This is a genomic window from Henriciella mobilis, assembly GCF_003576285.1.
GTDB lineage: Bacteria > Pseudomonadota > Alphaproteobacteria > Caulobacterales > Hyphomonadaceae > Henriciella > Henriciella mobilis.
Genome location: NZ_QWFX01000006.1, coordinates 278161 through 293424, shown reverse-complemented (window position 1 = coordinate 293424; position 15264 = coordinate 278161). Strand labels below are relative to the sequence as shown.

At 63.3% G+C, this 15264-nt stretch carries 15 protein-coding genes; 6 read left to right on the top strand and 9 right to left on the bottom strand.

Annotated elements, in window-relative coordinates; genetic code table 11:
* Positions 1-28 precede the first annotated feature (28 nt).
* Positions 29-1375 carry a phosphoglucosamine mutase gene (gene glmM, locus D1223_RS06155; RefSeq protein ID WP_119375549.1) on the bottom strand — a complete coding sequence of 449 codons (1347 nt, stop codon included), beginning with the start codon at positions 1373-1375 and terminating at the stop codon, positions 29-31.
* Between the two features lie 140 nt (positions 1376-1515).
* Between glmM and D1223_RS06150 the strand changes: the two genes are divergently transcribed.
* On the top strand, positions 1516-2076 hold the full coding sequence (locus tag D1223_RS06150; RefSeq protein ID WP_119375548.1) for a hypothetical protein: 561 nt from the start codon (positions 1516-1518) through the stop codon (positions 2074-2076).
* A 152-nt stretch (positions 2077-2228) separates the two neighbouring features.
* Positions 2229-4067, top strand: coding sequence for a glutamine--fructose-6-phosphate transaminase (isomerizing) (gene glmS, locus D1223_RS06145; RefSeq protein WP_119375547.1), 1839 nt, complete (start codon positions 2229-2231; stop codon positions 4065-4067).
* Between the two features lie 318 nt (positions 4068-4385).
* Here the strand turns inward: glmS and D1223_RS06140 are convergent, their stop codons facing one another.
* A complete protein-coding gene (locus D1223_RS06140; protein WP_119375546.1) occupies positions 4386-5000 on the bottom strand; it encodes a TetR/AcrR family transcriptional regulator in 615 nt (204 codons plus the stop codon).
* Positions 5001-5077: 77 nt separating this feature from the next.
* Here D1223_RS06140 and D1223_RS06135 point away from each other — a divergent pair, with 77 nt between their 5' ends.
* From D1223_RS06135 to D1223_RS06125, 3 genes are read left to right on the top strand one after another with little or no spacing between them, the layout of a single operon-like run.
* On the top strand, positions 5078-6067 hold the full coding sequence (locus D1223_RS06135) for an NAD(P)H-dependent glycerol-3-phosphate dehydrogenase (protein WP_119375545.1): 990 nt from the start codon (positions 5078-5080) through the stop codon (positions 6065-6067).
* Positions 6068-6367 (top strand): YciI family protein, encoded by a 300-nt coding sequence (locus D1223_RS06130; protein ID WP_119375544.1) that lies wholly within the window; start codon positions 6068-6070, stop codon positions 6365-6367.
* The gene (locus tag D1223_RS06125; RefSeq protein ID WP_158588422.1) at positions 6364-7041 is read left to right on the top strand and encodes a glutathione S-transferase; all 678 of its coding nucleotides are present in this window, start codon (positions 6364-6366) and stop codon (positions 7039-7041) included. The genes D1223_RS06130 and D1223_RS06125 overlap by 4 nt, the downstream gene beginning before the upstream one ends.
* On the opposite strand, the gene D1223_RS06120 is transcribed toward D1223_RS06125, so the two are convergent.
* The 6 genes from D1223_RS06120 to D1223_RS06095 form a co-directional block, all read right to left on the bottom strand.
* Entirely contained in the window at positions 7019-7834 is an 816-nt protein-coding gene (locus tag D1223_RS06120) for a sulfotransferase family protein (RefSeq protein WP_119375542.1), read from the bottom strand. The two genes, D1223_RS06125 and D1223_RS06120, sit on opposite strands and share 23 nt — an antisense overlap.
* 41 nt (positions 7835-7875) lie before the next feature.
* Positions 7876-8409 carry a TerB family tellurite resistance protein gene (locus D1223_RS06115; RefSeq protein ID WP_119375541.1) on the bottom strand — a complete coding sequence of 178 codons (534 nt, stop codon included), beginning with the start codon at positions 8407-8409 and terminating at the stop codon, positions 7876-7878.
* Between the two features lie 89 nt (positions 8410-8498).
* On the bottom strand, positions 8499-10715 hold the full coding sequence (locus D1223_RS06110) for a PQQ-dependent dehydrogenase, methanol/ethanol family (RefSeq protein WP_119375540.1): 2217 nt from the start codon (positions 10713-10715) through the stop codon (positions 8499-8501).
* 112 nt (positions 10716-10827) lie between these two features.
* Positions 10828-11709, bottom strand: a complete 882-nt coding sequence (pyrF, locus tag D1223_RS06105; protein ID WP_119375539.1) for an orotidine-5'-phosphate decarboxylase — start codon at positions 11707-11709, stop codon at positions 10828-10830.
* The gene (locus D1223_RS06100; protein ID WP_119375538.1) at positions 11706-12536 is read right to left on the bottom strand and encodes a S1 family peptidase; all 831 of its coding nucleotides are present in this window, start codon (positions 12534-12536) and stop codon (positions 11706-11708) included. Before D1223_RS06100 ends, pyrF begins: the two co-directional genes overlap by 4 nt.
* A gap of 14 nt (positions 12537-12550) precedes the next feature.
* Positions 12551-12982, bottom strand: coding sequence for a DUF350 domain-containing protein (locus D1223_RS06095; protein WP_119375537.1), 432 nt, complete (start codon positions 12980-12982; stop codon positions 12551-12553).
* Positions 12983-13059: 77 nt separating this feature from the next.
* Between D1223_RS06095 and D1223_RS06090 the strand changes: the two genes are divergently transcribed.
* Positions 13060-13845, top strand: a complete 786-nt coding sequence (locus D1223_RS06090) for a 3-hydroxybutyrate dehydrogenase (protein WP_119375536.1) — start codon at positions 13060-13062, stop codon at positions 13843-13845.
* Between the two features lie 4 nt (positions 13846-13849).
* Here D1223_RS06090 and D1223_RS06085 read toward each other — a convergent pair whose 3' ends face one another.
* Positions 13850-15244 (bottom strand): vWA domain-containing protein, encoded by a 1395-nt coding sequence (locus D1223_RS06085; protein WP_119375535.1) that lies wholly within the window; start codon positions 15242-15244, stop codon positions 13850-13852.
* Positions 15245-15264: the final 20 nt, after the last annotated feature.

Here is a 15264-nt window from a genome sequence, read left to right as displayed (position 1 = left end):
CATGCAATTCGCGTGCTAGGGGAAACCGTCAGCTTGCGGAGCGAACAGCGTCTGCCACTTCGTTCACCGCCTTTTCCATGTCATCGGCCTTTTCGGCTTCGGCCATGACGCGAATTAGGGGTTCGGTGCCCGACTTGCGGATGACCAGACGGCCTGCCTTGCCGAGACGGCCTTCGACGGCCGAGATCGTTTCCTGAACGGTTTCATTCTCGAGCGGATCGCCGCCCGAATAGCGGACATTGACCAGTTTCTGCGGGATCGGCTCGAAGACCCGCGAGATTTTCGAAAGGGGCTTCTCGCTGCCAACCATGACAGCGAGGACCTGAAGTGCAGCGATCAGGCCGTCACCAGTTGTCGTATAATCGGACAGCACGATGTGGCCGGACTGTTCCCCGCCGAGATTGAAGCCGCCATCGCGCATGCGCTCGACGACATACCGGTCGCCCACCTTGGTGCGCTCGAGAGAAAGACCCATCGCCGCCAGGTGCTTTTCGAGGCCGAGATTGGACATCACCGTCGCAACAACGCCGTTCTTGGCCAGCAGGTCACGCTCTTTCCAGTGCGTTGCGATCATGCCGATCAGCTGGTCGCCATCGATTGTGTCGCCCTTCTCGTCGATCAGGATGCAGCGGTCGGCATCGCCGTCGAGCGCAATCCCGATATCGGCGCGATACTTCAGTACCGCTTCGCGCAGGGCGCGCGTGTCGGTGCTGCCAACCTCGCTGTTGATGTTGAAGCCATCCGGGGACACCCCGATCGGGAAGACTTCGGCGCCGAGTTCATAAAGGGCTGTCGGGGCGACCTTGTAGGCCGCGCCATTGGCGCAGTCGACGCAGACGCGCAGGCCGGACAGGCGCATGCCACGCGGGAAGGTAGCCTTCACGATCTCCACGTAGCGCGCTTGCGCATCGTCGACGCGACGCGCGCGGCCGAGGGCGGAAGGCGCAGCCAGCTTGTCGTCGAGCGCGCGGTCCATGCGGCTTTCGATTTCCAGCTCGATCTCGTCCGATAGCTTATAGCCATCCGGCCCGAACAGCTTGATGCCATTGTCTTCGAAGGCATTATGGCTGGCCGAGATCATAACGCCGAGATCGGCGCGAAGCGAGGTCGTCATCATCGCAACGCCCGGCGTCGGCAGCGGCCCGAAAAGGGTCACATCCATGCCGACCGAGGTGAAGCCCGCGACCAGTGCCGGCTCCAGCATGTAGCCGGACAGGCGCGTATCCTTGCCGATGACGACGGAGTGGCGCCGGGACTCGTCGCGCCGGAAGTACTTGCCGGCGGCCATGCCCAGGCGCATCGCGATTTCAGGCGTCATGGGCGGCGTATTAGCCCGTCCACGAATGCCATCGGTGCCGAAATATTTGCGCGACATGTCCTGCTCTCCGTTCGTGCCATAGGGGCCACGCTCAAGCCAATGCCAGCTTCGCGGTGCCCTGCCAAGCGGGGTTTGCTCTTGCACAGACGGCTTAGGATTGCATGAATGGGGCCATAGAAAGACAAGGGAGAATGGTAATGGGTGCCTTCAAGACCGTAATCGCCCTCGCCGCAGGTGTATTCATGGCGGCGTGTGCAACGTCCATTCCAGGAGATCAGAGCGTTGCGGACTATTGTGCTTCGTCTGATCGTGCCGGCGAGGCCGTGTGCCGCCTGAATGTTGAAGTGGATGGCAATACGACGGCCATCGCGAACACAAAACTCAGCCTTGAGGAGGCTCAAGCCCTGGCGGCGGCCGCCAAGACCTCCGCCGATGAAGCCGGCGCTGCCGCGGCGCAGGCCCAGGCGTCTGCAGACGCGGCGATGTCCCGGGCCAACCAGGCGCTGAACATGAGCGACCTCGACTGCATGACGAACACGATCAACCAGTCAGCCGTTGGCTCGTGCCCGACCGGCTATACCGTGATGGGCTGCAGCCAGACGCGCTACACGCATGCGGCAGGCGGGCTGTCCTTCCTGCGCGAGGTGAACAATGACCAGTGCCGCTTCAACAGCAAGGTGCTGGAAATGGATGTGCGATGCTGCCGCCGGGCTGATGCCGGCGCATCACAGCAATCGAGCATGCCGGACAATTCCTGAGCGCCATTGCTGCGCTGCACAAGTCAGGGCCGCCCCATTGAGGGCGGCTCTTTGATTCCTGTAACAAATCGGCATGTTAATTGCAGTGACGAGGGCCCGGCCTGTTTCCTAAAGGCAGTGCCTGAAGAGTAAAATTAGCGAGTTGAATTGGCATGTGCGGAATCATCGGAATTCTTGGAAACGAACCGGCAGCGCCCCGCCTGATCGAGGCGCTGAGGCGTCTGGAATATCGCGGCTATGACAGCGCCGGTATCGCCGCGCTGAGCGCCACCGGCGCGCTGGAACGCGTGCGGGCGCCCGGCAAGCTGAAAAATCTCGAGGCCGAACTTGAAACTACGCCGCTCCAGGGCACCCAGGGGATCGGGCATACGCGCTGGGCGACGCACGGCTCGCCAACCGTCGGGAACGCACACCCGCACGTGTCCGGCAAGGTCGCCGTCGTGCACAACGGTATCATCGAGAATTTCCGCGACCTTCGCCAGATGCTCGAGGGCAAGGGCCACAAGTTCGAAACCCAGACCGACACCGAAACCATCGCCCACCTGATCGCCGCCAACATGCAGGAGGGCATGAGCGAGGTCGAGGCTGTCAAAGCCGGCCTGTCGAAGCTGGAAGGCGCCTTCGCGCTGGCTTTCCTGTTCGAGGACAAGCCGGACCTGATGATCGGGGCGCGCAAGGGCTCGCCGCTGGCGATTGGCGTCGGCGATGGTGAAATGTATCTCGGCTCCGACGCGCTGGCCGTCGCGCCCTTCACCAACCGGGTGATCTACCTGGAAGAGGGTGACTGGTGCGTCCTTCATCGCGAGAGCTATGAAATCTTCGACGCGAAGGGCCATCCGGTCGAGCGCCCGGTGACCATCGTGCAGGGCGCGGGGGCGGCTGCCGAGAAGGGCAATTATCGTCACTTCATGCAGAAGGAAATCTTCGAGCAGCCCGACTCCACCGCGCGCACCATTGGCGCCTATCTCAACGTCCTGAACCAGACGGTCACGCTGCCGGAAGAAAATGGCGAAGCGATCGACTGGAAGGAGATTACCAGTCTCCAAATGGTCGCCTGCGGCACCGCACACTACGCAACGCGTGTTGCTGAATACTGGTTCGAGCAGGTCGCCGGGATTCCGGTGAAGACCGACATTGCGTCCGAATTCCGCTATCGCGATCCAGCCCTGCCGCGCACCGGTGGCCTTGCCATCTTCGTCAGCCAGTCCGGCGAGACGGCCGATACGCTGGCGGCGCTGCGCTATTGCAAGGCGCAGGGCCTGAAGACGGCGGCCGTCGTCAACGTGCCGACCTCGACGATTGCGCGTGAGGCCGACCTTGTCCTGCCGACCCTGGCCGGTCCGGAAATCGGCGTGGCCTCGACCAAGGCCTTTACCGCCCAGCTTTCCGCGCTGGCGGCGGTTGCGATTTCAGCGGGCCGGGCCCGCGAAATGCTCTCGCGCGATGCAGAGATCCGCCTGGTGCGCGCGCTGACCGAGTTGCCGCGGCTGATCTCGACCACGCTGGCCCTCGATGAGCGTATCGAAGCGCTGGCTCGCGATATCGCCAAGGCAACCGATGTCATCTATCTCGGCCGCGGCGTGCATTATCCGATCGCGCTGGAAGGCGCTCTCAAGCTGAAGGAAATCAGCTATATTCACGCTGAAGGCTATGCCTCCGGCGAGCTGAAGCACGGGCCGATCGCGCTGATCGATGAAGAGACGCCCGTCGTCTTCGTCGCGCCGTTCGATGGCCTGTTCGACAAGTCGCTCTCGAACCTGCAGGAAGTTGCGGCCCGCCGCGGTGAGGTGATCCTCATTTCCGATGAGGCGGGCCTGCGCGCGGCGGGTGAAGCGCCGGCCCACCGGATCGAGCTGCCCGACTGCGACCCGTTCATCGCGCCGATCCTGTATTCGGTCCCGGTGCAGCTGCTGGCCTACCATGTCGCTGTCGAGAAAGGCACGGATGTCGACCAGCCGCGCAATCTCGCCAAGTCCGTGACGGTCGAGTAGCGCCTTCGCTTTCAAGCCATTGAAAAAGCCCCGGCAGCGTCATGCTGTTCCGGGGCTTTTGTTTATGTGTCGGGTTGGGCTTCCGGGAGGAAACCGGGTCAAACAATCGATCCGGCCATGATGATGGCCAGTCCGGTCACGCAGACAGCCAGCGGCAGGCTGAGCATGGCGGCGATGAAACCCTGTTTTGCTTCGGCGTGGGAGGAAACGCTCATTGTTATTATCCTTCTTGGGTCTGCAGGACGGACATCTCGTCCGCCCTTGCATATCCATATAGCAAGGGTTGGAATAATAATCAATGAATGATTTGAAAAATATTCAGCGTTCAGGTGTTTTGGTGAATTCCACGCCGTGTTTCAGGCCTGCGATCAGGATGTCCAGCACGCCATAAAGCTCACGTCTGAGCTTCTGGAGCGTCAGCAGGGAATAGAGCTGCGGAAAGCGGAACTTCATCAATGCCGACTGGATCATCTCGGAGACGAAGGTCACATCCTCCATCGGGGCAAAGATGCCCGCCGCTATGCCGTCTTCCAGGATCTGGTTGAGATAGATGCGCTCCTGTGCCAGGCCCTCATTGAAGAAGAGCGGGCGCTCATCACTCAACACCTCTGCCACCTCAAGGATCTTTGCATCCTTCTGGATAGCGTCGAAGGTGTGCGTCAGGCCGTGATTGAAGAATTTGCGGAGCCTGTCCGGGGCGGGTATCGTTTCGCGCGCAATCTCGGCATATGTCTGATAGAGTTCAACATTGAACTTCCGGGCCATCGCCTCGGCAATGTCGATCTTGGAGGCAAAAAATCGATAGATGTTGCCAGCAGACATGCCGCAATCACTTGCGATTTCAGACATCGTCGTCTTGCCGTAACCGTAGTGAACGATACGGTTCATTGCAGCTTCGAGGATTTGCTGTCTGGTATCGGTTTTGTCATTCATGGGACACAGATTAAGGGAAAAGTCTGAATGATCAACGAATTCTTCAGCGCATTCGCCGTCGAATGCAGCGGGGCCGTATGCAGACGATAGGTGTTCTCGGCGCCGGCGCCTGGGGAACGGCGCTGGCCTTTACCGCGCTGGAAGCCGGGCGCTCGGTGCGGATCTGGGCCCGCGAGGCCGATGTGGCGGGCAGTCTTTCGCGCGGTGACGGCAATCCGGCCTTCCTGCCGGGCATCGACCTGCCGGCCATGCCGGCCTCGACAGACCTGTCCGACATGAAGGGCGCCGATGCGCTGCTATCGGTCGTACCGGCCCAGTTCGCACGCGGCGTCTTCACCGAGCTTGCCCCGCATATCGCAGACGGCACGCCCATCCTGCTCTGCTCCAAGGGGATCGAGCAATCCACGCTGAGCCTGATGACCGATGTCCTGGCGCAGACGATCCCGCAAGCCGTGCCCGCTGTCCTGTCCGGGCCGAGCTTTGCTGCGGACGTCGCGCGGGGCCTGCCAACCGCCGTGACCCTCGCCTGCCGGGATCGCGCGCTGGGTGACAGGCTGATGGCGGCCATCGGCCGGCCGACCTTCCGGCCCTACTGGTCGCGCGACCTGATCGGCGCGGAAGTGGGCGGCGCCGTCAAGAATGTCCTCGCCATCGCGTGCGGCATCGTCGAAGGCCTGCAGCTCGGCAAGTCGGCTCACGCCGCCCTGATCTCGCGCGGCTTTGCCGAGATGACGCGGCTGGCCGTCGCCATGGGCGGCGAGGCACAGACCATGGCGGGCCTGTGCGGGCTTGGCGACCTTGTCCTGACCTGCTCGTCGGTCCAGTCGCGCAATATGAGCTTCGGCAAGGCGCTCGGCGAAGGCCAGTCCGCCGAGTCGATCCTGGCCGCGCGCAATTCCGTCACAGAAGGCGTTGCAACCGCCCCGGCCCTGATCGAGCTTGCAAGAAAACACGAGGTGCAGATGCCGATCTGCCAGGCGGTGGATGACATCCTCGCCGGCCGCTCCAGCCTCGATGACGCCATGACGGCGCTTCTCTCCCGGCCGTTCACACAGGAAGGACTCTAGATGCCGCTTTTTCTGCTCAATGCCCGCGACAAGCCCGGTGCCCTCGACGTGCGGATGTCGAACCGCCCTGCCCATCTCGACTGGGCCAAGGCACATGCAGACCGCATCCTGATGGCAGGCCCGGTCTTTGCTGACGATGGCGAGACCTTTGCCGGCTCGACCTTCGTTGTCGAATTCGACAGCCTGCGCGACGCCGAAGCCTGGGCCGCGCAGGATCCCTATGCGAAGGCCGGCCTGTTTGCGAGTGTTGAAATCATGCCGTTCAAATGGCTGCTCGGCGAAGGGAAGCCCTCCTCATGAGGCGCTTTGTCAGCGGCAATCTCAATTATTCGAGCTGGTCGATCCGGGCACTTCTGATGGCCCGGCATGTCGGCCTTGAAGTCGAGGAAGAGATCGTCCCGCTCGATTTTCCGGACACAACCGAGCGTCTGGCCAGGATCAGCCCGACCCGCAAGGTGCCGCTGCTGATCTGGGACGACGAGGCGGTCTGGGATTCGCTGGCCATCATCGAGTGGCTGGCCGAGCGGTATCCCGGCGTCTGGCCTGCGGACGCCCGGGCGAGGGCACGCGCACGTTCCATTTCCGCCGAGATGCATTCCGGCTTTCCAACCCTGCGCCGCGCCTGCCCGATGGATATCCGGGCGCGACATGACACGCCTGAAATGACGGCGGACCTCAAGGCCGATATCGCCCGCGTTGACGAACTCTGGAGCGATGCGCGCGCCGAATTCGGTGAAGGCGGCCCGTTCCTGTTCGGTGAATGGTCGGCCGCTGATGCGGTTTACGCGCCGGTCGTGACCCGCTTCATCACCTATGACCTGCCGAGGAGCGAGGTGGCGCAGGCCTATATGGATGCCGTCATGGCGCATCCCCTGATGGTCAGGCTGGCGAAAGAGGCCGAGGCCGAACCCTGGTGGATCAAATATACGCCGGATGGGCGAAGCTCGGGCTTTATCCCTTCGGGAAGCTCATGAGGTCGTAGCCGAGATCGTAGCGGAACAGCTCCTTGACCTTGCTGCGGTAGATCTCCAGCGCTTCGCCGGAGAACTGCTCCTCGATCGGGGTCTTGCGGAACTGCAGCACATTCGCTTCGGCGGTGGGGTCGACCTTTTTCGCCATGGCTTCCTTGGTGCCGGCCTTCAGTGCGGCATCGATCGACTCAGGTGTCAGGGCGATCTTCCAGTGGGCGGCCATGCCGCCAAGGATGGCGCGGGGATTGGCGCGCGTGTCCTCGTAGTGGACGCGGTAAATCTTGTCGCCGGCCGATTCCATCACCTCGCCCCAGCGGTTCCAGAACCGCGCCAGCCAGTAAAGGTCACAGCGATAGACCGAGCCTGACGGATCGCCGCGCAGATAGTCGAGCCAGTCAACATTCAGCTCGTGATTCCACTTGGCATGGTGGCTGGCCAGGATGCTCATCGGATGGCGCACGAAGAGCACGTATGGCGGCAGGCCGGCCAGACCCCGCGCCCAGCCCCAGTCGGCGAGGCGATGCGGGATGGTGTGGCTGAAGGCGAGGCGCGGAAGGGTCTTGAAGGTTGGCTTGTCCTTGGGCCAGCCGATATAGGGCCGCACTGCATCCTCGGAGAAATATTTCGGGCGCTCGACACCGAACGTGTCGGCCAGCGCGACCGAGAACATGTACTTGACCCAGTGCGTGCCGGAATTCTTCGATGTCACGAGAATGCCGTCAAAGGCGCGGTGGCGCAGGATGGAGAAGTTTCCCCAATTGTCCTTGCGAAGGCGTTTGGCGTAGCTGGGTTCCATCAGACCGCTTCTATTGATGGCCGCGCCCGCTGCCAAGCACTTCAGTTCAGGCCGGCCTTGCGGCGCCAGATCTGGATGAGATCGCGCTCATCGGTGGTGACCCGTCCATCGGCGACGGCGACATTTTCCAGCATCGCGCAGAGATCGTCGAATTCCTTCGGCCCCATGCCGGGCGAGCGGACGATGACATCGCTCATCCGGGCCATGACGGCATGCGGGGCGGGGGCTTCGCGTGCGCGCCAGCCCGCTTCCGTCAGCCATTCCTGCGCCTCTTCATCGGTGAACCCGAAATGCTCGATCATCTCGGTGCGGATGGCGGCTTCCTGCGTGTCGCTGATCGTGCCGCGTGTCCGGGCGATTTCCAGCATCATGATGGCGGCTGCCTCGCGCGGGTCAGTGACCGCGCGCAGCCCTGCCTTTCTGGCCTTGTTGCGAAAGCCGTGCTTGCGGGGAAGGTTCGCCACGGTCTTGGCCGCCTCGTAACCGCCGCGGGCTGCGCCGGATATCATCTTTATCCGCCAGTACCAGACGGCGAGGAAGGTGATGAGACTGATCAGGGCGAGCAGGATATGCATTCTAGAAAAACTCCCCGGCAGGAGGGCCTGCCGGGGAGTGTAAGCCTTGCGCCTCGCGATATGAAGCGTCGAATTGTTGCTGACGGCGGTTACTGTCCGCCGCCGTCATTGCCGCCCATCTCGGCCTGGGCTTCCTTCATGTGGGCCTGCGTCACGACATAGGCCCGGATCGCTTCGGCATCCTCAGGCGTCAGCACGTCGGCGAAGGAGACCATGCCGATATCGTTCAGATTGCCGTCGATCACCACGCCCTTCCAGGCCTCTTCGCTGGCGGTGTAGGACGACCAGCGCAGGTCCGGCAGAACGCCCGAGCTGATGCCGAGCATGCCGTGGCAGACTGCGCAGTTGCGCGAGAAGTGGACGAGGCCGGCTTGCAGCATCTCCTCGTCGCCGAAAGCCTCGGCCTTGGGCTCCGGATTGACCAGCAGGCTGGTATCGAGCGGCGGGATTGTCGCCTCGCCGCCCAGCTTGAAGGTAACCACCTTGCCGACAGCCGGCGGGACGGCATCCTTGAACATCATGCCGGCCGCGAGGCCAAAGGCATGACCCCAGCCGGTCGTGATCGTTACATATTGCTCGCCATCAATCTCGAAGGTGGACGGGCCGGACAGGGCGCCCGAATTCAGCTGCGCGCTCCAGAGCTGTTCACCGGTTGCCGCATCATAGGCGATAAGCGATCCGTCCAGCTTGCCCTGGAAGACAAGGCCGCTTGCTGTCGACAGGAGACCACCATTCCAGGCGGCTGTGTGCTCGACCGTCCAGCGGGCTTCCTGCTTGACTGGATCCCATGCGACCAGCGTACCGGTCGCCGCTGCCCGCAGGGCCTGGACCGTGCCCGCCGGATAGCGAAGCGGCATGCCGGCGGAAAAGTCCATGCCGGTATTCCACTTGGCTGGTTTCGACTTGAAGCGCGGGTCGGTGATATAGGCCTGGCCGATCGTCATGGCCGGGATATAGACCAGACCAAGGTCCGGGTTCATCGCCATTGGGTGCCAGTTGTGCGCGCCATAAGGGGCAGGCACCTGGATGAAGCCATTATAGGTTGCCGGGTCATTGTTGCGCGCTTCCGGATTCTCGATCGGGCGGCCGGTCTCGTCGAGGCCTTCAGCCCAGTTCAATGTCGAGTAGGGCTCGCCGGAAATGAATTCGCCGGTCTTGGCGTCCACGACGTAGAAGAAACCGTTTTTCGGTGCCTGCATGGCCACGCGGCGCGTTTCGCCGTCCGGGCCGAGAGGCAGGTCGGCCAGCATGATGTGCTGGGTCGCCGTATAGTCCCAATTGTCGCGCGGGGTCGTCTGGAAGTGCCAGTTGTATTCGCCTGTGTCGGCATCCACGGCGACCATGGACGAGACGAAGAGATTGTCCCCGTCGCTGCTCGGGTCGCGCAGGTCTGCATTCCACGGCGAGCCATTGCCGACGCCGAAGATGACCTGGTCGTTGACGGTGTCATAGACGATCGAATCCCAGACCGTGCCGCCGCCGCCATCGGTGACCCAGGCGCCATCATCGCCCCAGGTGTCGTTCGCCAGCTCGGCGAAGATGGCATCCGAGGCCGCGCCGTCAGGCTCCTTGTTCGGATTGGGGACGGTGTAGAAGCGCCATGACAGATCGCCTGTCTCGGCATCATAGGCAGACAGGTAGCCGCGCACGCCAAGCTCGGCGCCGCCATTGCCGATCAGCACATTGCCCTTCACGATGCGCGGTGCGCCTGTGATGGTGTAAGGCTTCGACTGGTCGACAGTGACCTTGCTCCAGACGACCTCGCCGGTCTTGGCGTCCAGGGCCTGCAGGCGGCCATCGATCACGCCGACATAGACCTTGCCGTCATACACCGCGACGCCGCGATTGACGACGTCACAGCAGGCTTTCACGCCAACGGCGCGGTCGACGTCCGGGTCGTGAACCCAGAGCTCTTCACCGGTGACCGGGTCGAGCGCGTAGACGACCGACCAGCTGGAGGTCAGGTACATGACGCCATCGACCACGATTGGCGTCGACTCCATGCCGCGCCCGGTTTTCAGGTCATAGGTCCAGGCCGGTGCCAGTTCGGAGATGTTCTCCTTTGTGATGCCGGTCAGCGTTGAATGGCGCTGTTCGTCATAGGTGCCGTTATAGGTCAGCCACTCTTCCGGTGTCGCGGCCGCATTGAGCAGGCGCTCATCGTCGACGGCTGCAGCGCCTTTTTCAGGGCTGGTTTCCGTTCCTGCCGGTGTTTCCGGCGTGGTCGGCTCATCGGCCGGATTGCCGCATGCCGAAAGCCAAAGGGCTGACATTGCCGCGGTCGCTAGTACTCGCCTGATTGTCATGGTCGCTCCCCGTCATTTCCTCTCTCGCTGCTCCGTCTGTTTTGCGAAGTCAGCCTCAAAGAGGCATGCTACGGGATTGGTGTTCATTGTCGAGATAGACGCAAGGTAAGGCTCAGGTGCCGGCTGCAGCGACCAGGTCGGCCTGGGCTGCAGCAATCGCTTCAGTGACCGCGATGCGCCAGCCGTCGAGCGTGTCCGCTTCAGCAGAGCCGGCCGGGAAATTCACCGAGCGCGATGCGCTGACAACGCCGCCGACCAGCCGGTTTCCCTGTTGGCGAAAGCCGGCAAGCGCTTCTGCAGCGCCAGCGCCCTGTGCGCCATAGCCGGGCACCAGGAACAGGGCGTCAGGCGCGAGTTCTCGCAGGCGGCGGGCCTCTTCCGGGCCGGTCGCGCCGGTCACCAGCATCAGGCCCGACCAGCCGCAGTCGCCCTTCAGCCGCTCGACCATCGGTGCCAATGCTTCGACGACGCGCTCGAAGAGCGGCGCGCCTTCCAGCGATTTCGACTGGAAGTCCGCCGATCCGGGATTGGAGGTCCGGGCCAGAACGATCACGCCTTTGCCGTATTGCTCGGCGGCCGCGACATGCGGCTCGATCGTGTCGAGACCCATATACGGGTTGATGGTCAGCGCATCGCAGGGGAAGGGCGCGCCGGCTTCCAGGAAGGCCGAGACATAGCCCTGCGCGGTGGACCCGATGTCGCCGCGCTTGGCGTCCATCAGGACGACCAGACCGGCCTCACGCGCTGCCTCCAATATGCGGGTTAGCGCGCGCATGCCTTGCCATCCATGGCGTTCGAAAAAGGCCGATTGCGGTTTGATGACGCCAGCCCGGCCCTTGACGGCCTCGACCATGGCAAGGCCCCAGCGCTCTACCCCTTCGGGCGTGTCGCCCCCGAACAGCGCCGGGATACGTCCCTCATGCGGGTCGATGCCGACACATAGCGGGCCGAACCGGTCAGCGGCTTCAAAAAGCCGGTCGGCAAATGCGCTCATGAACTGTTTCCGACTTCGCAGGCCACTTTCACCACCTGCAGGCTCTGGCGGGCCCGGTCGGCCATGCCGCCATAAGAGTCTGGTGTGATCGGGAGCGGGCGCTCGCCAAGCGGCTCAATGCCCTGGTCGTCGAGGAACCGGCTGATCGCTTCCGGCGAGGCGCTGTAGATGCGTCCGCGGCGCGGGCTTTCGGCGATGATCACACCGCGTACCCGGCCCTGGTCGTCATAGACGGGGCCGCCGCTGAGGCCGCCAAGCGGGCCTTCCAGGTCGCTGGTGCGGCCGGTTTCCGCCCAGGCGAGCACCGATTCCTCGCCGCTGCGCAGCCCGCTCATGACAAGGCGCGAGCGCGCGATCAGGCGGGACGAGGCTTCGCCAGGCCGCCCCTGCGGATAGCCGACATGGAAACCATAGGACCCGATGCGCAGGTCCGGGGACGTGTCGAGCGCGACGGGGGCAAGGCTGGGCCTGGCCACCAGCAGGGCGAGGTCGCTACGCTCGGAGACCGAGACATTCTCGACCGGCAGGTACTGTCCCGGCGCAACGAGCAGCGAGACATCATCACACCCTTCGACGACGTGGCGGGCAGTCAGGTAATGGCCTTGTGTATCGATCGAGAAGGCTGTGCCGATCCCGTCCTTGGGCGATTCGACGCGGACGAGGACGGTTTCATCGAAAGCGGAAGGCGGCGGCAGTGTGGCGCCTTCCCGCTCAACGGAGTCCGGCGTGGCGGGCGGTGCGTCCTCGTCCGGTGTATTGGCGAACACGCCGCCGACAATCGCGAGCAGAGCGAGCGTGTAGACCAGCCAGTCGGGGATGAAACGCAAAAGCCGTCCTCCTCCTAGAACCTCTGCAGCGCCGGATCCCAGAGCCCGGCGGCCAGAAGCATTGCACTCGCAAGTTTGGTCGAAATCAAGACTATTGCGGCGCCTGCCTCATCATCCTGTATGCGTTTTGGAAGGTCGCGGAGCAAGAGGTCGGTCAGACGATAAGCCAGCAATTGCAGGATCAGCGCGACAACGCCCCAGAGGATCAGGTCGAGCAGTGAAACGCTTGAGGCCAGGCAGGAGGCCAGCGGGATGGCGAGGCCGATGAAAGCCCCCGCCAGCGCCAGGCCGGCGGTTGCGTTGCCACCGCGCACCAGAGCGAGTTCTTTCCACGGCGTCAGCAGGACATAGATCGTCGCCGCGAGGATAAACAGCGCGCCGGCTGTCCCGGTCCAAATCAGGAAAACAGGAAATCCCGCCTGAAAGGACTGCAAAACTGAACTCATGCGCGCCTCGGTCTGTTGTCTTGTAAAGCTTTGTCCTAAACAAGCCGGAAGCCTCACTCAAGAACATAGGAGCAAACATGCTGCATCGCGGTAAGACGGCGCTGGTCACTGGATCCACGAGCGGAATTGGAAAGGCCATTGCCGAGGCACTCGCCGCGGAGGGCGCGAACATTGTCCTGAATGGGCTCGTCAAGCCGGGCGAGGACGACGCGCTGGTTGCCGACTTCGAAAAGCGCTTCGAGGGCAAGATCGGCTTTTCAGGCGCCGACCTGACCGATCCAGAGGCCATTGAAGGCCTGATCGGCTATGCCGCCCGCGACTTTGGCGGGGTCGACATTCTCGTCAACAATGCCGGTGTACAGCATGTTTCGCCGATCGAGGATTTTCCCGTCGCCAAATGGGATCTGATCATCGGGCTGAACCTGACGGCTGCCTTCCATACGACGCGCATGGTGATGGGGCCGATGAAGGAGAAGGGCTGGGGCCGGATCGTCAATACGGCGAGCGCGCATGCCCTCGTCGCCTCGCCCTTCAAGGCTGCCTATGTCGCGGCCAAGCACGGCATTGCCGGGCTCACCAAGGTCGTCGCGCTGGAAGGAGCCCAGCATGGCGTGCGCTGCAATGCGATCTGCCCGGGTTATGTGCACACGCCCCTGGTCGATGCGCAGATTACCGATACCGCTAGAGCGCGCGGCATATCCGAGGAGGAGGTGAAAAGAGACGTCCTACTCGCCGCTCAGCCGACCAAGCAGTTCGTCACGGCCGAACAGGTCGGCGCCATGGCCGTCTTCCTGACAAGCCCGTCCGGCGACCAGATCAACGGCGCGCTGATGCAGATGGATGGCGGCTGGGTCGCGCAGTAGCGCGCTAGCTCTCAGCACCCTCCACTTTGCAGATGCCGGCCTTGTAGTCGCCGACAATACGGATGACGTCGCCGCCGTCGGGCTCCTCGCGCTGGCCGGTGACCAGCTCGTTCAGCACCCGTTCGACCAGGCTGTCGAGGCGGGTGACGACATAACAGTCCACCGACGGTTCGGCGTGCGGATTGCCGACGCCGCTATCGTCGGTGAGGAAGAGGTAGCGCCCGCCGGTGATCTGTCCCATGGCGCGCATCAGGAATTCGGCGGTGTCGTCGACGCCAGAGGCGGCCAGCGGAACGATATGGATGCCGCGCGTGCGTGAGAAGAGCGCGCTGTCCCAGGTCGCCTGGATGTCTTCATCGTGCGGCGGCGCGTCGGCGACGAGCATGTTCACCTTGATGGCGCCGTCGCGCCAGTCGAAGTCCAGACCGGCCTTCATGGCATCCTGCATGGCTTCCGGAAAATCGCCGCCGCCCTGGGCTTTCTGGGCCTCGAGATCCGCCATGAAGGCCTCGAGATCACCGGTGAAGTCGAATTCGCGCACGACGTACTGGTCGCCTTCATCGCGATAGACGATCAGGCCCGCATGGATGTCCAGAGACCCATGGCCATCGCGCACCCGATCGAGAATGGCGAGGAGTTCGCTCTGCAGGTAGCGCATCTCGTCGCTCATCGATCCGGTGGCATCGATGGTCAGCAAGAGGTCGAGCTTCTCGATCTTCGGCGCGTCGCTGGCAAAGCTCAGCGTCAGCTTGTCGGGCGCGCTGTCACCGCTGAGATCGAGCGTGTGGCTGATCCCCTGCGAACCGGGCGCAGACGCCTTCAGCGTGACCGCACCGCCGAGGGCATCGAATTGCGGATAGAGGAAGACGCGGCCCTTGGCGCCAGTCACCAGCGGGAACATGGTCTCGCCATTACCGTCCTGGACCAGGATTTCCGCAAACGGCATCGGCTTGCCGAGCCGGTCGGTCAGGACGATCTCGATCCGGTCGGCCGCATCGACGAAGGGCAGGTCCTTGCGGCCAAGCGGGCCCTGCAGCGCCTTGTCGAGATAGGCCTTGTAGAGGCCGGGATTGAGGACGTCGTCATAGTCACCGGCGGTCAGCGTCCCTGACTGGGGAAGCGGGCGTTCGCGTTCAGTATCAGGCGTATCCGGTGCAGGCGCGATCATGCCATCTGCCTTGGCAGACGGTGCCGCCTCTTCAGCCATCACAGGAGGTGGCGGAGGTGGCGGGGGAGGCGGTGGCGGGGCGGACGGGACCGGCGCGGGGCCGGCATCGTCGCCGCCCGAACCTGTTACGACAACATCATCCGGCCCTGCGGCGGTGACGTCGCCCGTGGCGCAGGCGCTCAATCCCAACAGGCCTGCAACGGCCAGTGCGCTCCAAGATACCGTCTTCATCTGTGTCCCCTTCGATGGCT